The 19,913-nt window shown below is 74.6% G+C and carries 19 protein-coding genes; 14 read left to right on the forward strand and 5 right to left on the reverse strand.

Annotation, left to right across the window (positions count from 1 at the left end; genetic code table 11):
- Positions 1 to 17: 17 nt before the first annotated feature.
- Complete coding sequence (locus tag E5225_RS07455) at positions 18 to 542, reverse strand: hypothetical protein (protein WP_243738248.1); 525 nt, start codon at positions 540 to 542, stop codon at positions 18 to 20.
- 116 nt (positions 543 to 658) lie between these two features.
- Between E5225_RS07455 and E5225_RS07460 the strand changes: the two genes are divergently transcribed.
- From E5225_RS07460 to E5225_RS07470, 3 genes are all read left to right on the forward strand, one after another.
- The gene (locus tag E5225_RS07460; protein ID WP_135973688.1) at positions 659 to 1,861 is read left to right on the forward strand and encodes a DUF4192 domain-containing protein; all 1,203 of its coding nucleotides are present in this window, start codon (positions 659 to 661) and stop codon (positions 1,859 to 1,861) included.
- Between the two features lie 104 nt (positions 1,862 to 1,965).
- Positions 1,966 to 2,358, forward strand: coding sequence for a universal stress protein (locus tag E5225_RS07465; RefSeq protein ID WP_135973689.1), 393 nt, complete (start codon positions 1,966 to 1,968; stop codon positions 2,356 to 2,358).
- A 198-nt stretch (positions 2,359 to 2,556) separates the two neighbouring features.
- Positions 2,557 to 4,134: an RNA polymerase sigma factor gene (locus E5225_RS07470; RefSeq protein ID WP_135973690.1), complete on the forward strand. Its 1,578-nt coding sequence runs from the start codon at positions 2,557 to 2,559 to the stop codon at positions 4,132 to 4,134.
- Positions 4,135 to 4,177: 43 nt separating this feature from the next.
- Here the strand turns inward: E5225_RS07470 and E5225_RS18120 are convergent, their stop codons facing one another.
- Positions 4,178 to 4,309 (reverse strand): hypothetical protein, encoded by a 132-nt coding sequence (locus tag E5225_RS18120; RefSeq protein WP_279536548.1) that lies wholly within the window; start codon positions 4,307 to 4,309, stop codon positions 4,178 to 4,180.
- A 61-nt stretch (positions 4,310 to 4,370) separates the two neighbouring features.
- Positions 4,371 to 4,634 (reverse strand): DUF7455 domain-containing protein, encoded by a 264-nt coding sequence (locus tag E5225_RS07475; RefSeq protein ID WP_135973691.1) that lies wholly within the window; start codon positions 4,632 to 4,634, stop codon positions 4,371 to 4,373.
- Positions 4,635 to 4,784: 150 nt separating this feature from the next.
- On the opposite strand from E5225_RS07475, the gene E5225_RS07480 reads away from it, so the two are divergent.
- The 11 genes from E5225_RS07480 to E5225_RS17500 all read left to right on the forward strand — a co-directional run bounded on the left by E5225_RS07480 (position 4,785) and on the right by E5225_RS17500 (position 18,615).
- Entirely contained in the window at positions 4,785 to 6,911 is a 2,127-nt protein-coding gene (locus E5225_RS07480; RefSeq protein ID WP_135973692.1) for a DNA gyrase/topoisomerase IV subunit B, read from the forward strand.
- A 68-nt stretch (positions 6,912 to 6,979) separates the two neighbouring features.
- Positions 6,980 to 8,083, forward strand: coding sequence for a GNAT family N-acetyltransferase (locus E5225_RS07485; RefSeq protein ID WP_135973693.1), 1,104 nt, complete (start codon positions 6,980 to 6,982; stop codon positions 8,081 to 8,083).
- 73 nt (positions 8,084 to 8,156) lie between these two features.
- A complete protein-coding gene (locus E5225_RS07490) occupies positions 8,157 to 8,960 on the forward strand; it encodes an ABC transporter ATP-binding protein (protein WP_135973694.1) in 804 nt (267 codons plus the stop codon).
- A 127-nt stretch (positions 8,961 to 9,087) separates the two neighbouring features.
- A complete protein-coding gene (locus tag E5225_RS07495) occupies positions 9,088 to 9,564 on the forward strand; it encodes an NfeD family protein (RefSeq protein WP_135973695.1) in 477 nt (158 codons plus the stop codon).
- Positions 9,565 to 9,632: 68 nt separating this feature from the next.
- Entirely contained in the window at positions 9,633 to 10,817 is a 1,185-nt protein-coding gene (locus tag E5225_RS07500; protein ID WP_135973696.1) for an SPFH domain-containing protein, read from the forward strand.
- Positions 10,818 to 10,952: 135 nt separating this feature from the next.
- The gene (locus tag E5225_RS07505) at positions 10,953 to 12,734 is read left to right on the forward strand and encodes an ABC transporter ATP-binding protein (protein WP_135973697.1); all 1,782 of its coding nucleotides are present in this window, start codon (positions 10,953 to 10,955) and stop codon (positions 12,732 to 12,734) included.
- Positions 12,731 to 14,779, forward strand: coding sequence for an ABC transporter ATP-binding protein (locus tag E5225_RS07510; RefSeq protein WP_135973698.1), 2,049 nt, complete (start codon positions 12,731 to 12,733; stop codon positions 14,777 to 14,779). Before E5225_RS07505 ends, E5225_RS07510 begins: the two co-directional genes overlap by 4 nt.
- A 111-nt stretch (positions 14,780 to 14,890) precedes the next feature.
- Positions 14,891 to 16,195, forward strand: coding sequence for an endo-1,4-beta-xylanase (locus tag E5225_RS07515; RefSeq protein WP_243738249.1), 1,305 nt, complete (start codon positions 14,891 to 14,893; stop codon positions 16,193 to 16,195).
- A gap of 118 nt (positions 16,196 to 16,313) precedes the next feature.
- On the forward strand, positions 16,314 to 17,627 hold the full coding sequence (locus E5225_RS07520; RefSeq protein WP_135973700.1) for an MFS transporter: 1,314 nt from the start codon (positions 16,314 to 16,316) through the stop codon (positions 17,625 to 17,627).
- Positions 17,558 to 18,394, forward strand: coding sequence for a TrmH family RNA methyltransferase (locus E5225_RS07525; protein ID WP_135973701.1), 837 nt, complete (start codon positions 17,558 to 17,560; stop codon positions 18,392 to 18,394). The genes E5225_RS07520 and E5225_RS07525 overlap by 70 nt, the downstream gene beginning before the upstream one ends.
- Positions 18,395 to 18,474: 80 nt before the next feature.
- On the forward strand, positions 18,475 to 18,615 hold the full coding sequence (locus E5225_RS17500) for a hypothetical protein (RefSeq protein ID WP_166435968.1): 141 nt from the start codon (positions 18,475 to 18,477) through the stop codon (positions 18,613 to 18,615).
- Positions 18,616 to 18,651: 36 nt separating this feature from the next.
- On the opposite strand, the gene E5225_RS07530 is transcribed toward E5225_RS17500, so the two are convergent.
- Together E5225_RS07530 and E5225_RS07535 are read right to left on the reverse strand one after the other, a co-directional pair.
- Entirely contained in the window at positions 18,652 to 19,227 is a 576-nt protein-coding gene (locus tag E5225_RS07530) for a YbaK/EbsC family protein (RefSeq protein ID WP_135973702.1), read from the reverse strand.
- 45 nt (positions 19,228 to 19,272) lie between these two features.
- The gene (locus E5225_RS07535; RefSeq protein ID WP_135973703.1) at positions 19,273 to 19,815 is read right to left on the reverse strand and encodes a YbhB/YbcL family Raf kinase inhibitor-like protein; all 543 of its coding nucleotides are present in this window, start codon (positions 19,813 to 19,815) and stop codon (positions 19,273 to 19,275) included.
- Positions 19,816 to 19,913 lie beyond the last annotated feature (98 nt).

Consider the following 19,913-nt stretch of genomic DNA (forward strand, 5'->3'; position numbering starts at 1 on the left):
CCACCCTAGGGGCCCCCTCAGGGTGCGGTCGTGCGCACCGTGCCGCCGAGCGTCATGGTGCGCGTGCCGTCGCGGTCGAGGATCCCGACGACGAGCAGCTCGGCTCCGTCCGACCGCGCGAACGCAGCCTGGGCGGCGAGCCCCGCCTCGGGCACGGCGGGCGCCGACTCGGTGAAGCCTGCCGCCACCAACGGTGCGCGCACCGCCTCGAGGAGCCCCCCGGTGTCCTGCTCCGTCCGGAGGTTGAGGCTGATCTCGACGGCGCCGTCGGCGGCCGGCGCTGCGGACGACACCAGGACCTCGGCACCCTCCGGCACGGGGACGAGGTCGGCGGGGAACGCGTCGGCGAGCCGGCCGACGGCCGTGTGCCCGCCGATCTGGTCGGTCAGCAGGCTCTCGGAGGCCGAGGGCGTCGGCGTGGCGCCGGCGGTGGTCGTCGGGGAGGCGTCCGGCGCGGTCGTGCCGGTGCAGGCCGCGAGGACGACGATCGTGGCGAGGCACGCGGCCGCGCGGACGGGCGTGCGAGGCGTCGGACGTGGCACGGCGGACAGGGTAGCCATGCGGTCTGAGCCGACCACAGCGCGTGCCCCGGCGCCGGTGCCCACAGGTGGGCCGCTCGCCCACCCGGCGCAGGCGCGCGCTGCGCTGGAGTGGCGGCATGGACCCCGTCATCCTCCGCATCGACGAGCCGCGCGAGCTGCTCGCCTACGTGCCCCACCGGCTCGGCTTCCGCCCGATCGAGAGCGCCGTGGCCGTCGGCCTGCGCGGTGCCCGCGCCCGCGTCGGCCTCGTGGTGCGGGTCGATCTCGACGACCTGGCGTCGCCGACGCACGGCCCGCAGCTCGCGCGCACGCTCGCGGGCCATCTCGGCCAGGACGGCGCGACGCGCGTGCTGCTGGTCACGTACACCGAGCGCGACGTGGGGGAGCGCCTCGCCGACCGCGCCGCCGCGCACCTGGCCGAGGCGTGCGACGTGCCGGTCGGGCCGCTCGACGCGCTGCTCGTGACGGGCGGCTCCTACCGGTGCCTGGCCTGCCCGCCGGGGTGCTGCCCGCCGGGCGGGCGACCGCTGGACGACCTGCGCGGCACGCGCGTGGGGGCGGAGATGGTGCTGGCGGGCTCGGTCGTGGCCGACCGGCGTGAGGACGTCGCACGGATCGCGAACGCGAACGCGGACGCGCGGCGGTCGGTGGCCCGGGCGCGACGGCGCTGGGAGGCTGCGCGGCTGCGTGCCGCCTGCAGGGACGAGGCCGCCGTGGCGGTGTGGCGCTCGGCGTCGCTGCGCGCGTGGCGGGAGGAGGTCGCCGAGGGCGCCGCGCCGCACTCCGCTGTCGAGGGCGGGCCGGACGGCGACGAGGCGGCGTCGGTCGACGGCTCCGTGGATCGCACGGACGCAGCAGGGGCGGCGGGCGGACGCACGACCCTCAGCCGGCTCGGCCGGATCGAGGCGGGCCTGGCCGACCGCCGGGTCCGGGACGCGGTCCTCGTCACCCTCGTGCCCGGTACGGGCCTGCTCCCGGAGAGGTCCGTGCGGTCACCGCACCCGGACCCGGCGGACGACCGGCTGCTCGGGGAGGCGATGGCGCGGGTCGCCGACCCCTCGGCCGGCGTGCCGCCACCGGTCACGAGCCGCCGGCACGAGCTCGTGCTCGAGGAGGTCGTCGCGCACGGCCGGCGGGACGCGCAGGCACCCGCGCTCACCCTGCTGGGTCTCCTCGCGTGGTGGCGGGGGGACGGTGCCCGCGCGGGGCTGCTCCTCGAGCGGGCTCTCGAGCACGACGAGGCGTACCGGCTCGCCGCACTGCTGGCGCGTGCGCTCGGGGCGGGGCTGCCACCGGGCTGGGTGCGCCGCGTCCCGTGAGGCGAACGGCGCGGTCGTGAGCGGCCGCACGCTCCGGTAGCGTCGCGCCGGAGGCCAACGTGGTCCGAGAGGGGCCGACATGGCCCGAGAGGGAGAGTGCGGCGATGGGCATCGTGGTCGGCTACCTGGCGACGCCGGAGGGACGTGCGGCGCTCGACGCGGCGGTCGACGAGTCACGGCTTCGCTCCACGCCCGTGGTCGTGGTCGCCAGCGTGCGGCCCGACGCGCCTGCCGAGGGCCGCGCCGCGACGGCGGAGGCGCTCGACCGTGCCCGCGAGGAGCTCGTGGGCCTGGGCGTCCAGCACGAGGTGCGGCTCCTGGACGGCGGCGACGTCGCCGACGACCTCATCACGACGGCCGAGCAGGTCGACGCCCAGCTCATCGTGCTGGGTCTGCGCCGCCGCAGCCCGGTGGGCAAGCTGATCCTGGGAGCCAACGCGCAGCGGGTGCTGTTCGACGCCCCGTGCCCCGTCCTCACCGTCAAGCCGCGCGGCTGATCGCGTCGCCCCGGGCCCGGGAATCATCCGGGCGCGGGCGGCGTTGGCACCGGTGAACCCCCACGACCCCCGGCGCGTGCCAGCGCGCCACGCCGCGGCGCGCGCTGCTGGCCCCGGTCGTCGGTACAATATCCGTCTGTCTTCCGGTCCTGCGGGCCCCTCCTCGGATCCGGTCGCCGTGCTGACGAAAGGTCCTTCGTGACGTCCCAGACCCCGCACCCCGCACTTCCGCGCGAGTTCCAGCACCCGGCGCTGCAGGAGCTGGTGAAGCGCGGGCACACCCACGGCAGCGTCGACACCGACTCCGTGCGCGCCGCCTGCGAGGCCGCCGGCGTCGAGGGCCCCAAGCGCCTGCGCGCCGTGGTCCGCGGGCTCGGCACCGCCGGTGTGACGGTCAACGACCTCGGCTCTGCCGGCCGCGCCGTCGCGGCGACCAGCGCCAAGTCCCGTCCCGCCGCGAAGGCGTCGGTCGTCGTCGACGCTGCTCGTGCCGAGGCCCCCGCCGCGCGGCCGAAGGCCGCGGCGAAGCCGGCCACCAAGGCAGCGGCCAAGCCCGCGTCGACCGGTCCCAAGACGGCCGCCGCGAAGGCCGCCGCCGCCAAGGCCGCCAAGGCCGCGCCCGGTGACGAGGCCGTCGACGAGGCCGTGGTGCTCGAGGACGTCGAGATCGAGGACGTCGTGATCGAGGACGTCGAGACGCCCGACGACGAGGTGACCGCGACGGACGAGGAGGCCACTCCCGTGGCCGGTGCCGTCGCCGCGGCGCCTGCGGCGAAGGAGGAGACGTCCACGTCCGAGGACGTCGGCTTCGTGTACTCCGACGCGGACGACGACGACGCCCCCGCGCAGCAGGTCGTCACGGCCGGTGCCACCGCCGACCCCGTGAAGGACTACCTCAAGCAGATCGGCAAGGTCGCCCTCCTCAACGCCGAGCAGGAGGTCGAGCTCGCCAAGCGGATCGAGGCCGGCCTCTTCGCCGAGGAGCGGCTGAACGCCGGGCTGCAGCTCGAGCCCAAGGCACGCCGGGAGCTCGAGTGGATCGCGCAGGACGGTCGCCGTGCCAAGAACCACCTGCTCGAGGCCAACCTGCGGCTCGTCGTCTCGCTGGCCAAGCGCTACACGGGCCGCGGCATGCTCTTCCTGGACCTGATCCAGGAGGGCAACCTCGGGCTCATCCGCGCGGTCGAGAAGTTCGACTACACCAAGGGCTACAAGTTCTCGACGTACGCGACGTGGTGGATCCGCCAGGCCATCACCCGTGCCATGGCGGACCAGGCGCGGACCATCCGCATCCCGGTGCACATGGTCGAGGTCATCAACAAGCTCGCGCGCGTCCAGCGCCAGATGCTCCAGGACCTGGGCCGCGAGCCCACGCCGGAGGAGCTGGCCAAGGAGCTCGACATGACGCCCGAGAAGGTCGTCGAGGTCCAGAAGTACGGCCGCGAGCCCATCTCGCTGCACACCCCCCTCGGCGAGGACGGCGACAGCGAGTTCGGCGACCTCATCGAGGACTCCGAGGCGGTCGTCCCGGCCGACGCGGTGAGCTTCACGCTCCTGCAGGAGCAGCTGCACCAGGTCCTCGACACGCTGTCCGAGCGTGAGGCGGGCGTCGTCTCGATGCGCTTCGGTCTCACCGACGGCCAGCCGAAGACGCTGGACGAGATCGGCAAGGTCTACGGCGTCACGCGGGAGCGGATCCGCCAGATCGAGTCGAAGACGATGTCGAAGCTGCGGCACCCGTCGCGCTCGCAGGTCCTGCGCGACTACCTCGACTGACCCGCAGCCCCGGACGCGCCGCGCGCCCCGACGTACGGCCCCGTCACTGCGGTGACGGGGCCGTCGTCGTCCCGGCGGCCCGCGTGGGGCGGCCGTGCTGCGGCGCCGCGGGCGCCGCCACGCACAGCACCGCGCCGGACAGCACCGCCACGGACAGCATCGCGCCGGACAGCACGAGGGCCCGGACCGTCCGGTCCGGGCCCTCGTGGGGTCGGTGGTGCGCCGTGGCGCCTGGCTCAGGACAGCGCCCGCGCCCCCGAGCCGTGCTCGGCGTGGAGGCGGTCGGTCTCGTCCTGCACATGCGTCGCGACGGTGGCGAACTTGGGTGCGTGCTCACGCGCGTGGTGCGCGCAGAACAGCAGCTCGCCGACCGGGAGCACGACGCGGACGTACGCCTGCGCGCCGCAGCGGTCGCAGCGGTCGGCAGCCGTCAGCGGAGCGGTGTTGTCGATCGTCGTCCCAGTCACGTTTCCATACAACCATCCGCACCCCGGATCCATGTCGCCCAGCGGGCGAGGTTCGCTCTTCGCGTACAAGATCGTGACGCGATGTCACACGTTCGTGACGTGCGCCACGTCCGAGCCGGGCCGGCGGTGCACCGGGCGGCATGGCGGCGGGGCGCTGTCGGCGGCCGCGGCTACCATCGCGGCGTGACCACGACCTCCTCGACCCCCGGGTACACCGCGCGGCACCTGTCGGTGCTCGAGGGCCTCGAGGCCGTCCGCAAGCGCCCGGGCATGTACATCGGCACGACCGACAGCCGCGGGCTCATGCACTGCCTCTGGGAGATCATCGACAACTCGGTCGACGAGGCGCTCGGCGGCCACGGCGACCGGATCGAGATCGTCCTGCACGCCGACCAGTCGGTGGAGGTGCGCGACAACGGGCGCGGCGTCCCCGTCGACCTCGAACCGAAGACCGGCCTGACGGGTGTGGAGGTCGTCTTCACCAAGCTGCACGCCGGCGGCAAGTTCGGCGGCGGCTCGTACGCCGCCTCGGGCGGTCTGCACGGCGTCGGCGCATCGGTGGTCAACGCCCTCTCCGCGCGGCTCGACGTCGAGGTGGACCGGCACGGCCGGACGCACCGCATGAGCTTCCACCGCGGCGAGCCCGGCGTCTTCGACGACAGCGCCGGCATCGGTCCGGAGTCCCCGTTCGAGCCGTTCGTCTCGGGGTCCGAGCTGGCGGTCGTGGGCAAGGTGGCCAAGGCCCGCACCGGGACGCGCGTGCGCTACTGGGCGGACCGGCAGATCTTCCCGTCCTCGGCCGTCTTCTCCTACGACGAGCTGGTGACGCGGGCCCGGCAGACGAGTTTCCTCGTGCCCGGGCTCGCCCTCACCGTGCGTGACGAGCGCGGCATCCCCGGCACCCCCGGCGCGGACGGCCCGCACGAGGAGACGTTCCTGCACGAGGGCGGGGTCGTCGACTTCGTGGACCACCTGGCCCCCGACGCCGCGGTGACCGACGTGTGGCACCTGACCGGCGAGGGCACGTTCACCGAGACGGTGCCGGTGCTCGACGAGCGCGGGCACATGTCCCCGCAGGAGGTCTCCCGCACGTGCGAGGTGGACGTCGCCGTGCGCTGGGGGACCGGCTACGCGACCGAGGTCCGCAGCTTCGTCAACATCATCGCGACCCCCAAGGGCGGCACGCACCTCGCGGGGTTCGAGGCGGCGCTGCTCAAGACGCTGCGTGCGCAGGTGACGGCGAACGCGCGCCGGCTCAAGGTGTCGTCCAAGGACTCGTCCGAGCGGATCGAGAAGGAGGACGTGCTCGCGGGCCTCACGGCCGTGGTGACCGTGCGCCTGGCCGAGCCGCAGTTCGAGGGTCAGACCAAGGAGGTCCTCGGCACCGGACCCGTGCGCGGCATCGTCGCCCGCGTCGTGGAGCAGGAGCTCACGGCGCTGCTGACGTCGGCGAAGCGCGAGCACAAGGCGCACTCCGGCGCACTGCTCGACAAGGTCGTCGGCGAGATGCGGGCGCGCATCTCCGCCCGCAAGCAGAAGGAGATCTCCCGGCGCAAGACGGCGCTGGAGTCGTCGTCGCTGCCGGCGAAGCTGGCCGACTGCCGCATCGACGACGTCGAGCGCAGCGAGCTGTTCATCGTCGAGGGTGACAGCGCCCTCGGCACGGCCAAGCTCGCGCGCAGCTCGGACTACCAGGCGCTGCTGCCCATCCGCGGCAAGATCCTCAACGTCCAGAAGGCGTCCGTGGGCGACATGCTCAAGAACGCCGAGTGCGCGTCGATCATCCAGGTCATCGGCGCGGGTTCGGGCCGCACGTTCGACCTCGAGGCCGCCCGCTACGGCAAGGTCGTGCTGATGACCGACGCGGACGTCGACGGCGCGCACATCCGCACGCTGCTGCTCACGCTGTTCTTCCGGTACATGCGCCCGCTCGTGGAGGACGGCCGGGTGTACGCGGCGGTCCCGCCCCTGCACCGCGTCGAGGTGATCGGCGCCGGCTCACGCAAGAACGAGTACGTCTACACCTACTCGGAGGCGGAGCTCGCGGCGACGCTCAAGAAGCTCGACCGCTCGGGCCGCCGGTACAAGGACGACATCCAGCGCTACAAGGGCCTGGGAGAGATGGACGCCGACCAGCTCGCGGAGACGACGATGGACCCGCGGTACCGGACGCTGCGGCGCGTGACGGTCGCGGCGGCGCAGCGGGCCGAGGAGATCTTCGAGCTGCTCATGGGCTCGGACGTCGCTCCCCGCAAGGACTTCATCGTCGCCGGTGCGCACGCGCTGGATCGCTCGCGCATCGACGCCTGACGGCGCCGCGCCGGTCGGGTCAGCGCTAACCGCTGGCCGGCTCGCACCCCGCACGCGAGGCTGACCCCATGAACGACACGACCGACGTGGCCGCACCCGCCGCCGACACCGACTCACACGTCGAGGCGCGGACCGGCACGGCCGCTGAGCATCCTGACCTCGCACCCATCGCCGAGCGCGCCGCCGCCCCGGCGGTGCTCGACCCGCCGCCGGCCGACCTCGGCCTGACGTGGCGCCCGCTGGCGGTCGAGGACGCGAGCGCCCTGACCGAGCTCGTCCAGGTGGTCGAGGAGGCCGACGGCCAGCCGTTCCGGACGTCCACGGAGGAGATCCAGGAGGAGCTCGCGGCGGACTGGCGCGACCTGACGCGCGACACGCTCGTCGGGCTCGACGCCCAGGGCACCATGCGCGCCTGGGCGCAGGTCGACAGCGCGCCCGGCGACACGCGGGTCGTGCGCGCGTTCGTCTCCGGCGGGGTGCACCCGCTCTGGCGCGGCCGGGGCATCGGGCGCGCGGTGGTGGCCTGGCTGCAGGGCCGCGCGCGCCAGGTGCTGGCGGCATCGGGCAAGGACGTGCCGGGCCGGATCGCGGCGTACCTGGAGGACACCGCACCGGCGAGCGCGCGCGTGTACCGCGCGGCGGGGTTCACGCCGATCCGCTACTACACCGAGATGCGGCGCTCGCTGCGCGATCCGCTGCCCGAGGTCCCGCTCGTCGAGGGCATCCGGGTGGTCCCGTGGTCGGACGAGCTCGACGACGCGGTGCGGCTGGCCCACAACGAGTCGTTCGCGGACCACTGGGGCAGCGAGCCCCGCACGCCCGAGCAGTGGCAGGGGCACCGTGCGATGTTCGCGCCGACGTGGAGCTTCGTCGCCGTCACGGACGACGGCGAGGTCGCGGGCTACGCGACGTCGGGGCGCTACGAGCACGACTGGGAGGTCGCCGGGTACAGCTCGGGGTACACGGAGCTGCTCGGGGTTCGGCGCGCGTGGCGCGGCCGGGGCGTCGCGGTGGCCCTGCTCGCGACGGTGATGCGCGCCTACGCCGCCGACGGCGTCGACTACGCCGAGCTCGGCGTGGACACGGCGAACCCCTCCGGTGCGCACGGGCTCTACGCGCGCCTCGGCTACGAGGTCGTCCACAGCTCGACCATGTACTCGGTCGAGCTGTGACGTCGTCGACCTGGTCCGGCGCGTCCGCCCGGGAGGCTCCGGGCGGACGCGCGCGGACGTTAGGGTCTGTGGAATGACCAGCGTGCTCGACCTGCAGGCCGTGACGATCCGCCGGGGGACGACGACGATCCTCGAGGACCTGTCGTGGCAGGTCCGCGAGGACGAGCGCTGGGTGGTTCTGGGGCGCAACGGCGCCGGCAAGACGACGCTGCTCCAGGTGGCCTCGGGGCGCATGCACCCGACGCGGGGCACCGCGACGCTGCTGGGCTCGCGCCTCGGTGCGACGGACGTGTTCGAGCTGCGGCCCCGGATCGGGCTGTCCAGCGCGGCCCTGGCGGACCGGATCCCCTCCGGCGAGACCGTCAAGGACGTCGTGCTGACCGCCGCCTACGGCGTGACGGGCCGCTGGCGCGAGTCCTACGAGGAGCTCGACGAGACACGCGCCAACGACCTGCTCGCGGCGTTCGGCGTCGCGCACCTCGCCCAGCGCTACTTCGGGACCCTGTCCGAGGGCGAGCGCAAGCGCGTGCAGATCGCGCGGTCGCTCATGAGCGACCCGGAGCTGCTGCTCCTCGACGAGCCGGCCGCGGGCCTGGACCTCGGCGGCCGGGAGGAGCTCGTCGGTGCGCTGGCCGAGCTCGCGCGCGACCCGCGGTCGCCGGCACTCGTGCTCGTGACGCACCACGTCGAGGAGATCCCGCCGGGCTTCACCCACCTGCTGCTCCTGCGCGGCGGCAAGGTGTTCGCCGCGGGGCCGATCGGCGAGGTGCTGACCGCGGAGAACCTCTCCGGGGCGTTCGACGTGCCGCTGCGCCTGGAGCACGGGGACGGCCGGTGGACGGCGCACGCCTCGGCCGGAGCGGCGTCCAGGCACTGACGCACGCCCGCGGTCGGAGGAGTCCGACGGGTCGGGCGGTGCGCAGCGGGGTCCGCCACGGGATGGCAAAGCCGTGGAATAGGATCGTCACGGACCCGACGGCGGGACGACCTGCGGAGGTGGCGTGATGGGCTGGCTGTGGTGGGTCGGCGGGGCACTCCTGCTCGGCGTGCTCGAGATGGTCTCGCTCGACCTGGTCCTCATCATGTTCGCCGGCGGGGCTCTCGCCGGCGGGGTGGCGTACGCGCTCGGCGCGCCGCTCGTCGTGCAGTTCGTCGTGGCCGCCGTGGCGGCCGTCGCCCTGCTGCTGCTGCTGCGTCCGTGGCTGCTGCGCCACCTGCGCTCGCGCGTGGACCTGCCGGAGACGAACACCGCGGCGCTCCTCGGGCGCCCGGCGGTCGTCGTCGCCGACGTCGACGGCATGACGGGGCGCGTCAAGCTCGCCGGCGAGGTCTGGAGCGCGCGGACCGCCGACGGCTCGGTGCTGCCACCGGGCACGGCGGTCGTGGTCGCCCGCATCGAGGGCGCCACCGCGGTGGTCGCCGCGGCCGCGCCCGCACCCCGCCCCGACGCTCCGCCTGCCACCGGCGCCGCGTCCGCCTGAACCACCCGGTCCGGTGCCGCCGGGCCGTCCTCGCCGCCGTGGACGGCGGCACGAACCGCGGAGGCTCCATGTCCGACAACCCGGGACAGATCGCCCTGATCGTCGTCCTCGGCCTCGTCCTGCTGTTCGTCGTCGTCGCCCTCGTGCGCGCGGTGCGGATCGTGCCGCAGGCCGTCGCCGTCATCGTCGAGCGCCTCGGCCGCTACAACCGGACGCTCGACGCCGGTCTGCACCTGCTCATCCCGTTCGTCGACCGCGTGCGGGCGAGCGTCGACCTGCGCGAGCAGGTCGTGTCCTTCCCGCCGCAGCCGGTCATCACCTCGGACAACCTCGTGGTCAGCATCGACACGGTCATCTACTTCCAGGTGACGAGCCCGAAGGACGCGGTCTACGAGATCGCGAACTACATCACCGGCATCGAGCAGCTGACCGTGACGACGCTGCGCAACGTCATCGGGTCCATGGACCTCGAGCAGACGCTCACCAGCCGCGACCAGATCAACGGGCAGCTGCGCGGCGTGCTCGACGAGGCGACCGGCAAGTGGGGCATCCGCGTCAACCGCGTCGAGCTCAAGGCGATCGACCCGCCCGCGTCCGTGCAGGGCTCGATGGAGCAGCAGATGCGCGCCGAGCGGGACCGTCGTGCCGCCATCCTCACCGCCGAGGGCGTCAAGCAGTCCCAGATCCTCACGGCCGAGGGCGAGAAGCAGTCGGCGATCCTGCGCGCCGAGGGTGACGCGCAGTCCGCCATCCTGCGGGCCGAGGGCGAGGCGCGCGCGATCCTGCAGGTCTTCGACGCGGTGCACCGCGGCGACGCCGACCCCAAGCTGCTCGCGTACCAGTACCTGCAGACCCTGCCGAAGATCGCCTCGAGCCCGTCGAACAAGATGTGGTTCCTGCCCGCCGAGCTCAGCGGGGCGCTGGGGTGGCTCTCCAAGGGCTTCACCGGCGGGGGCGAGGGTGACGGTGGCGGGTACGAGACGCGACCCGCCGGGAGCTCGCCGCTCGCCGCGGACGACCTGCCGCCGACCTCGCTCACGGACCCGAGCGAGGCGCTCGCCGAGGCGCGCCGCGAGTCGGCCGCCGCGACGGCCGACGCGACGAGCGCGGGCACGCTGACGGGGGTGCCCTTCGACCGCACCGCCGAGCACGGCCAGCGACCGGGCGTCGACGCGCCGGGCCGGACCGCGACGCCGTCGCCGGACGTGCCCTCCGCGCGGCCGCAGCCCGAGCCGCCCACGGCCGGCGCCTGACAGCCGGGGACCGTCGCACCGGCGCCCCGCCCCGCCCCGCCCTGCCGTCCGCCCTGAGCGGACGGCGGGGGGCACGGGGTTGGCTCCCCGGGGGACGCGTGGGAGCGTGTGACCGGCCGTCGAGGAGGTAGACCCGTGCTCATGCCACTGCTGCGCGAGCAGCTGAGCCCGTACCGGGCCGCCGTGCTCGCCGTGCTCGTGCTCCAGCTCGTGCAGACCCTCGCGACGCTGTGGCTGCCCAGCCTCAACGCGGACATCATCGACGACGGCGTCGCGCGGGGGGACACCGGCACGATCTGGCGGATCGGCGGCGTGATGCTCGCGGTGAGCCTGGTGCAGGTCGTCGCGGCCGTCGGTGCGGTGTGGTTCGGCGCGCGGACGGCGATGGCGTTCGGGCGGGACGTGCGTGCCCGCCTGTTCGACCGCGTGCAGTCCTTCTCGCAGCAGGAGATGGGCCGGTTCGGGGCGCCGACCCTCATCACGCGGACGACGAACGACGTCCAGCAGGTGCAGATGCTCGTGCTCATGACGTTCGTGTTCCTCGTCATGGCGCCGCTCATGCTCGTCGGCGGCGTCGTCATGTCGCTGCGGGAGGACGTCGGCCTCTCGGGCCTGCTGCTCGTCGTCGTGCCCGTCCTCGCCGGCATCATCGCGCTCGTCGTGACCCGCATGGTGCCGTGGTTCCGGCGCATGCAGAAGCGCATCGACGCGATCAACCGCGTCATGCGCGAGCAGCTCACCGGCGTGCGCGTCGTGCGGGCGTTCGTCCGGGAGCGGCAGGAGCGCGCGCGCTTCGAGGTCGCCAACCAGAGCCTGTACGAGGCGTCGCTGCGCACCGGCCTGCTCATGGCGCTGCTGTTCCCCGCGGTCATGCTCGTCATGAACGCCTCGAGCGTCGCCGTCGTGTGGTTCGGGGCGCGGCGGGTCGAGGCGGGGGCGATGGAGATCGGCTCCCTCATCGCGTTCCTCAGCTACATCATGTTCGTCCTGATGGCCGTGATGATGGCGTCGATGATGGTCGTGATGGTGCCCCGCGCGATGGTGTCGGCCGAGCGCATCACCGAGGTCCTGGCGACGTCGTCCAGCGTCGTGCCGCCCGCGGTGCCCGTGCGCTTCGACGCCGTCCGGGCGCGCGCCGCGGCGGACGGGTCCGCCGGGGAGGGGCCGGACCGCACCGGGGTCCTCGAGCTGCGCGGTGTGGAGTTCCGCTACCCGGGCGCCGAGCACCCGGTGCTGCACGACGTGTCGTTCGTCGCCGAGCCGGGGCGCACGACGGCGATCATCGGCTCCACCGGCGCGGGCAAGACCACCCTGCTCGGCCTCGTCCCGCGCCTCTACGACGTCACGGGCGGGCAGGTGCTCGTCGACGGGGTGGACGTGCGCGACGCCGACCCCGAGGCGCTGTGGTCGCGCATCGGCCTCGTGCCGCAGCGCCCGTACCTCTTCTCCGGCACCGTGCGGTCCAACCTGCAGTTCGGTCGCCCGGAGGCCACCGAGGACGAGCTGTGGCACGCGCTGACCGTCGCGCAGGCACGTGACTTCGTCGAGGCGCTGCCGGACGGTCTCGACGCGCCCGTCGCACAGGGCGGCACCAACCTGTCCGGTGGCCAGCGGCAACGCCTCGCGATCGCGCGGGCGCTCGTGCGCCGCCCGTCCGTCTACCTCTTCGACGACTCGTTCTCCGCGCTGGACTACGCGACCGACGCGGCGTTGCGCGCGGCCCTGGTGCCCGAGACGCGCGACGCGACCGTGCTCGTGGTGGCGCAGCGCGTCGCCACGATCCGGTTCGCCGACCGCATCCTGGTGCTGGACGAGGGGCGCGTCGTGGGCGACGGCACGCACGACGAGCTGCTCGCCGCGAACGAGACGTACCAGGAGATCGTGTACTCCCAGCTGAGCGCGCAGGAGGCGGCATGAGCGGCGCACGGCCGACGCCGGGCGGGGCGAACGCGACCGGTGCCGCGGCGCCCGGCGGTCCCGCGCCCGCAGCACCCGCCGCGCCGGTGCGACCGGGCGGTCCGCGTGGTCACGGGCCGATGGGCATGGGAGCGGGCATGCCCGTGCAGCGCTCGCTCGACTTCCGCGGGTCGCTGCGCCGCCTGCTCACGGTGCTGCGACCCGAGCGCGGACGGCTCGTCGCCGTCCTCGTGCTCGGCGCGCTGTCGGTCGCGGCGGCCGTCGCCGGCCCGAAGCTCCTGGGCGACGCGACGAACGTGATCTTCGAGGGCGTCGTCTCCCGCGGCCTGGCGGACGTCGTGCCCGCAGGGGCGAGCCAGCGGGAGGCCGTCGACGCGCTGCGCGCTGCCGGTCAGGACCAGCTCGCCGACATGGTCGCCGGGATGACGGGCGTCGTGCCGGGACGCGGCGTCGACGTCGAGCGGCTCGGCGACATCCTGCTCGTCGTCCTCGTCGTGTACGTGGCGGCGTTCGTGCTCGGCTGGCTGCAGGGCCGGCTGACCGCACGTGCCGTGCAGGCCACGGTGCTGCGCATGCGCGCCCACGTGGAGGAGAAGCTCGCGCGCCTGCCGCTGTCCTACTACGACCGCCAGCCGCGTGGCGAGCTGCTCAGCCGCGTGACGAACGACATCGACAACGTCGCGCAGACCATGCAGCAGACGCTGTCCCAGCTCGTCACCTCCGTCCTGACGGTGGTCGGGGTGCTCGGCATGATGTTCTGGCTCTCCCCGCTGCTCGCCGTCGTCGCGCTCGTGACCGTGCCGCTGTCGGTCGTCGTGGCCGGCGCCATCGCGAAGCGGTCGCAGCCGCAGTTCGTGCGGCAGTGGGCGTCGACAGGGCAGCTCAACGCGCACATCGAGGAGATGTTCACGGGGCACGCGCTCGTCACGGTCTTCGGCCGGCAGCGCCAGGCGGCGCGCACGTTCGCCGAGCGCAACGACGAGCTGTTCGAGTCGAGCTTCCGCGCGCAGTTCATCTCGGGGATCATCCAGCCGGCACTCGGGTTCCTCTCGAACCTCAACTACCTCGTCATCGCCGTCGTCGGCGGGCTGCGGGTCGCGTCGGGGACGATGACGCTCGGCGAGGTGCAGGCGTTCATCCAGTACAGCCGGCAGTTCACCCAGCCGCTCACGCAGATCGCGTCGATGGCGAACCTCCTGCAGTCCGGCGTCGCGTCGGCCGAGCGGGTCTTCGAGCTGCTCGACGCCGAGGAGCAGGAGCCGGACCCGGTGGCCCCCGCGCGGCTCCCGCGTCCCGTCCGGGGCCGCGTCGCGTTCGAGCACGTGTCGTTCCGCTACGAGGCGGACACCCCGCTCATCGAGGACCTCAGCGTGGTCGCCGAGCCGGGGCAGACGGTCGCGATCGTGGGACCGACCGGTGCGGGCAAGACCACGCTGGTCAACCTGGTCATGCGCTTCTACGAGGTGGGCTCCGGGCGGATCACGCTCGACGGCGTCGACACGCGCACGCTCACGCGCGACGAGCTCCGCGGGCAGATCGGCATGGTCCTGCAGGACACGTGGCTGTTCGGCGGGACGGTCGCGGAGAACATCGCGTACGGCGTCGACCACGCGACGAGCGAGCAGGTCGTCGAGGCCGCGGTCGCGACGCACGTGGACCGGTTCGTGCGGACCCTGCCCGAGGGGTACGACACGGTGCTCGACGACGAGGGCGGCTCGGTGTCCGCGGGGGAGAAGCAGCTGCTGACGATCGCGCGCGCGTTCCTCGCGGACCCGGCGATCCTCATCCTCGACGAGGCCACGTCGTCGGTCGACACGCGGACCGAGGTCCTCGTGCAGCAGGCGATGAGCACGCTGCGCAGCGGGCGCACGTCCTTCGTCATCGCCCACCGGCTGTCGACCATCCGCGACGCCGACGTCATCCTCGTCATGGAGCACGGCCGCATCGTCGAGAAGGGGTCGCACGACGAGCTGCTCGCCGCCGAGGGCGCGTACGCGCGCCTGTACGCGAGCCAGTTCGCCGCGGCCACGGCGCCGGTCGACTGACGGGCCGCCCGCGGGGGGCGCGCGCGGCGAAGCGCGACGCGCCGGGCGTGCGGTGTGCGATCCGCGGCGACGGCGGCGATGCTGTGCCGTAACGATTCGAGGAGGAACCCGTTGTCGACCACGCCTGCCCCTTCCGCCCGCGCCGACGCACCGGTCGTCGGTGACCCGGAGCTCGCCCACCGCGTCCGCAGCCTCACGGTCCGTCTGACCGACCCCGCGGGACGTCCGCTCCCCGGTGCGCGGGTGCGCGCCGAGCAGCAGGGCCACGCGTTCTGGTTCGGGAACATCGGCTTCGACGAGGTGGCGCGCGCGGCCGCGTCGCTGCCCGGCGGCACGCCGCTGGCGCCGCACGAGGCCGACCTGCTCGCCCGCCTCGACGAGCTCTGGCTCGACGTGTTCAACCAGGCGACCCTGCCGTTCTACTGGGGCACGTTCGAGGCGACGCAGGGGCGGCCGCGCACGGCCGCACTGCGCGCCGCCGCACAGCACTACGTCGACCGCGGCGTGACGGTGAAGGGCCACCCGCTCGTGTGGCACACGGTGCAGCCGGACTGGCTGAAGCCGCTGCCGGACGAGGAGGTGCTGCGCCTGCTGCGGGCACGCGTGCAGCGGGACGCGGGCGAGTTCGCCGGCCTCATCGACGTGTGGGACGCGATCAACGAGGTCGTGATCATGCCGGTCTTCACCCAGGACGACAACGCGGTGACGCGGGTCGCCAAGACCGTCGGGCGCATCGGCATGATCCAGCTCGCGTTCGACGAGGCGCGTGCCGTCAACCCCGGCGCGATGCTGCTGCTCAACGACTTCGACATGTCGGCCGACTACGAGCACCTCGTGGAGGAGGCGCTGGCGGCGGGGGTCCGCATCGACGCTCTCGGCCTGCAGAGCCACATGCACAAGGGCCCGTGGGGCCGCGACAAGACCCTCGACGTGCTCGAGCGGTTCTCGCGCTTCGGTCTGCGGCTGCACTTCACGGAGACCACGCTGCTGTCGGGCGACCTCATGCCGCGCGAGTACGAGGACCTCAACGACTACCAGGTCGACGTGTGGCCGTCGACGCCGGAGGGCGAGGAGCGCCAGGCGCGCGAGCTCGAGGAGCACTACCGTGCCCTGCTCGCGCACCCCATGGTCGACGCCGTCACGTACTGGGGCCTGTCCGACCACGGGATGTGGCTCAACGCGCCCGGCGGGCTCGTCCGCGCGGACGGCACGCCCAAGCCGGCGTACGAGGCGCTCCGCGGCATGGTCAAGGGCGAGTGGTGGCTGGCGCCGACCGACGTCACGACCGACGCGGACGGGGCGCTGCAGCTGCGCGGGTTCGCCGGCCGCTACGTGCTCGACGTCGACGGCACGCGGTACGACGTGGAGCTGCCCGCCGCGGCGGTCGACGAGTCGGTCACGCTGACCGTCGGCTGACGCACCCGGCACGACGACGGTTCCACCGGGCCGTCCCCCCGTCCGCTCGCACCCCGTCCGCCCGCCTCGTGCCGGGCGGGGTGCGGGCGGACCCGACCCCACCCCACGAGGAGTCCGCGTGCCCGCCCCGCTACCCCGTGCACGCCTCCTGCGTGACCGGCCGACCGTCGGCCTGTACGCGCCGTTCGTGGTGTGGGGCTGGCTGCTCTACAGCTTCAACCCGAGCGTCCCGCTGCTCGCCGACGAGCTCGGCGTCAGCGCGGCCCAGGCGGGGCTGCACGGGACCGCCATGGCGGCGGGTGGGCTCGTCGCGGCGCCGCTCATCCCACGCGCGGCCCGGCGGCTCGGGCGGCGCACGACGCTCGTCGTGGCGGTGCTCGTCGTGGCGGTCGGCGTGGTCGCGCTGCTCACGGGTCCGTCGCTGCCGTGGACGCTCGGCGGGGTGCTGGTGACGGCGGTCGGCGGGAACCTGCTCCTGGCCACCGCGCAGGTCGCGCTCTCGGAGCACCACGGGCGCGCGGCGTCGGCGGCCATCACCGAGGCGAACGGCGTGGGGGCGGGAATCGGCCTGCTCGGCCCGCTGGCGGTCGGCGCGTGCGTGGCGCTCGGCTGGGGGTGGCGACCCGGCGTGGCGGTGACCGCGGCGCTGGCGCTGCTGACGGCGCTCGTCGTGCTCCGGCTGCCGCGGACCGGCGCGCTGGACCTCGGCGCGCCGCCGCGCGACGCCGGCGCAGGGGTGGTCGACGCGCCCGGGGGGCCGCCGGCGGGCACCCGGCCGGCTCCGCGTCCCCGCGCCGCCCCGTACTTCCTCGCCACCCTCGTCGCCGCCACGTCGCTGGAGTTCGCGACGACGTTCTGGGCCACCGACCTCGTGCTCGAGCGCACCGACGCGGGTGCCGGCATCGCGACGGCCACGACGGCGGGCCTGGTCGCCGGCATGACGGTGATGCGGTTCGTCGTCGGGCCGCTGTCGCTGCGCGTGCCGCCCGCACTCCTGCTCGCCGCCTCGTTCGTCATCTCCGTCGGCGGCTGGGCGGTGCTCTGGACCGCGACGAGCACGGCCGTCGCGCTCACCGGCCTGGTGGTCGCCGGCCTCGGCTACGGCGCGCAGTACCCGCTCGCCGTGGCCCTGCTGCTCGCCGCCTCACCGGGGCGCGGCGACCGCGCCCAGTCGCACGCCACCCTCGCGGGAGCGCTGGCCGTGGGCGTCGCCCCCTTCGCGCTCGGCGCGCTCGCGGACCGCGTCGGCAGCCACCAGGCGTTCGTGCTCGTGCCCGTCGTCGCCGTCGTCGGGCTCGTCACGGCCGTCCTCGGAGGGCGCGCGGTCCGCCGCACCGGTGTGGCCCTGGGAGGATCGACGCCGTGGCACGACCCGACATCCGACCCGTCACCGACCGCGACGACCCCCGCCTCGCCGACTACGTCTCCCTGACCGACGTCGCGCTGCGCACGCGGCTCGAGCCCACGCGCGGCCTGTACGTCGCGGAGAGCTCCACCGTGCTGGGCCGGGCCCTGCGCGCGGGGCACCGCCCCCGGTCGGTGCTGCTCGCCCCCCGCTGGCTGCCCGACGTCGAGGAGATGCTCGCGCGGGTCCCGGGGGAGGACGTGCCCGTCTACGTCGCCGACGAGCCCGTGCTCGAGGCGATCACCGGCTTCCACGTGCACCGCGGCGCGCTCGCGGCCATGCACCGCCCGGAGCTGCCCACGGTCGCCGACGTCCTCGCCGGCGCCCGCGACGGTGCGGGTGCGCGGCGCGTCGCCGTGCTCGAGGACCTCGTCGACCACACCAACGTCGGGGCCGCGTTCCGGTCCGCCGCCGCGCTCGGCGTCGACGCCGTGCTCGTCACCCCGCGCTGCGCCGACCCGCTCTACCGGCGGTCGGTCCGCGTCTCGATGGGCACGGTGTTCCAGGTGCCGTGGACGCGCGTCGACCCGTGGCCCGACGGCGTCGCCGCGCTGCACGACGCCGGGTTCGTGGTCGCGTCGCTCGCCCTGGCCGACGACGCGATCACGCTCGACGAGCTCGCCGCGGACCCGCCCGAGCGCCTCGCGCTCGTCCTCGGCGCCGAGGGCGACGGGCTCAAGCCGCGGACCGTCGCGGCGTCCGACCGCGTGGTGCGCATCCCGATGGCGGGCGGCGTGGACTCGCTCAACGTCGCGGCGGCCGCGGCCGTCGCGTTCTGGGCGACGCGGGTCTGACCGGGACGGCGGTCGTCTCGCCCGGGGGGACACGGGGCGAGAGGGTACGGACGGGCCGGATCGACCGGGGCGTCCCCGCGGTGACGCTCGGCGGCAACGAGGCCCGCGGCAACTCCGGCTGGGGGATCCACGCGCCGGGTGTCACCGACGCCGGTGGGAACACCGCGCGCGGCAACGGCAACCAGCCGCAGTGCGTCGGCGTGGTGTGCACGCTCCCCTGACCGGGAGACGGGCGCGGGGCGCGTGAGCGGCGCGGGTCAGGCGAGCGCGAGCCCGTCGACGACCTCGACCCCGGGGGCACGCACCAGCAGGGCGCCCGGCAGGGAGAGCTTCGAGCGGCGCAGGCCGCTGCCGATGACCACCGTGCCGCCGGAGCCCGCGTCGTCGGCCGCGACGGCGGCGTCGGCGAGCACGCGGTAGCCGGCGGGCAGCCCGAGCGGGGTGATGCCGCCGTACTCCATGCCGGACTCGGCGGTCGCACGGTCCATCGGCAGGAACGACGCCTTGCGCACGTCGAGCAGGCGCTTGACGGCGTTGTTCACGTCGGCGCGGGTTGTGGCCCGGACCAGCGCGGCGGCGACCTTCTCCGCACCCGCGCGACGCCCGCCGACGAGCACGCAGTTGACCGACGCCGACAGCGGCACGCCGTACGCCTCGGTCATGGCCGCGGTGTCCGCGAGCTCGGGGTCGATCTCCGCGACGAGCACCGCGCCGGCGACCTGCGGGTCGTCCGCCGCCCACGCGCGGATCGCGGCCGCGGTGCTGTCGGCGAGCAGGTCGGGGCGGTCGACGGCGCGCTCCCACGTGAGCGAGCCGAGCGTGGCGGTCGTCATGCGAGGCAGGGTAGCCGCCGCCGGTGACAGCTCCGCGCGCCCGCGTCAGCGCTGGTAGGTCGCCATGAGGAGGCCGCGCGCGAGCGTGTGGAACACCAGGGCGGCGCTGGCGGCGCCCGGCAGGGTCTGCGGCGTCAGGCCGAGGTCGTCGGTGTCGAGCGCGTGCACGGCGACGTAGTAGCGGTGCACCTGGTCGCCGGGCGGCGGCGCGCTGCCGCGGTACGCCGCCACGCCGTCGTCACCGCGCAGCTGGAACGCGCCGGGGGGCAGGCCGGCGCCGTCCTCGGCGCCGACGCCCCGCGCGAGCTCCGTCACGTCCGCCGGGACGCCCAGCACGGTCCAGTGCCACCAGCCCGCGACGCCGGGTGCGTCGGGGTCGAAGACGTTGACCGCGAACCCGCGCGTGCCCGCCGGGAAGCCCGACCACGACAGCTGCGGGGAGACGTTCGCGCCGACCTCGGTGTTCGTGTGGACGTCGGGGACCCGCTCGCCGTGCACCCAGTCCGCGCTCGTCACGGCGAAGGCCGGGACGGCGGGCAGCAGGGCGTACGGCTCGGGTGCGACGGGGCGGGTGAGGGACGCGGCCACGGTGACCTCCGGTCGGCCCGGCGCGGTCGCCGGGCGGTCCGTCCCATCCTCGCGGGGGTGCGCCGGTGTCGCACCCGCGGCCCGTCGCCGCAGGTGGG

Source organism: Cellulomonas shaoxiangyii (assembly GCF_004798685.1).
Classification (GTDB): Bacteria; Actinomycetota; Actinomycetes; order Actinomycetales; family Cellulomonadaceae; genus Cellulomonas; species Cellulomonas shaoxiangyii.

What these genes read in the sequence shown, in the direction of transcription:
- E5225_RS07490 (WP_135973694.1), top strand. Translation starts at nt 8,157, where the DNA reads ATGACCAGCGTGCTCGACCTGCAGGCCGTGACGATCCGCCGGGGGACG.
- E5225_RS07530 (WP_135973702.1), bottom strand. Translation starts at nt 19,227, where the DNA reads ATGACGACCGCCACGCTCGGCTCGCTCACGTGGGAGCGCGCCGTCGAC.
- E5225_RS07510 (WP_135973698.1), top strand. Translation starts at nt 12,731, where the DNA reads ATGAGCGGCGCACGGCCGACGCCGGGCGGGGCGAACGCGACCGGTGCC.
- E5225_RS07475 (WP_135973691.1), bottom strand. Translation starts at nt 4,634, where the DNA reads ATGGATCCGGGGTGCGGATGGTTGTATGGAAACGTGACTGGGACGACG.
- E5225_RS07465 (WP_135973689.1), top strand. Translation starts at nt 1,966, where the DNA reads ATGGGCATCGTGGTCGGCTACCTGGCGACGCCGGAGGGACGTGCGGCG.
- E5225_RS07500 (WP_135973696.1), top strand. Translation starts at nt 9,633, where the DNA reads ATGTCCGACAACCCGGGACAGATCGCCCTGATCGTCGTCCTCGGCCTC.
- E5225_RS07485 (WP_135973693.1), top strand. Translation starts at nt 6,980, where the DNA reads ATGAACGACACGACCGACGTGGCCGCACCCGCCGCCGACACCGACTCA.
- E5225_RS07460 (WP_135973688.1), top strand. Translation starts at nt 659, where the DNA reads ATGGACCCCGTCATCCTCCGCATCGACGAGCCGCGCGAGCTGCTCGCC.
- E5225_RS07495 (WP_135973695.1), top strand. Translation starts at nt 9,088, where the DNA reads ATGGGCTGGCTGTGGTGGGTCGGCGGGGCACTCCTGCTCGGCGTGCTC.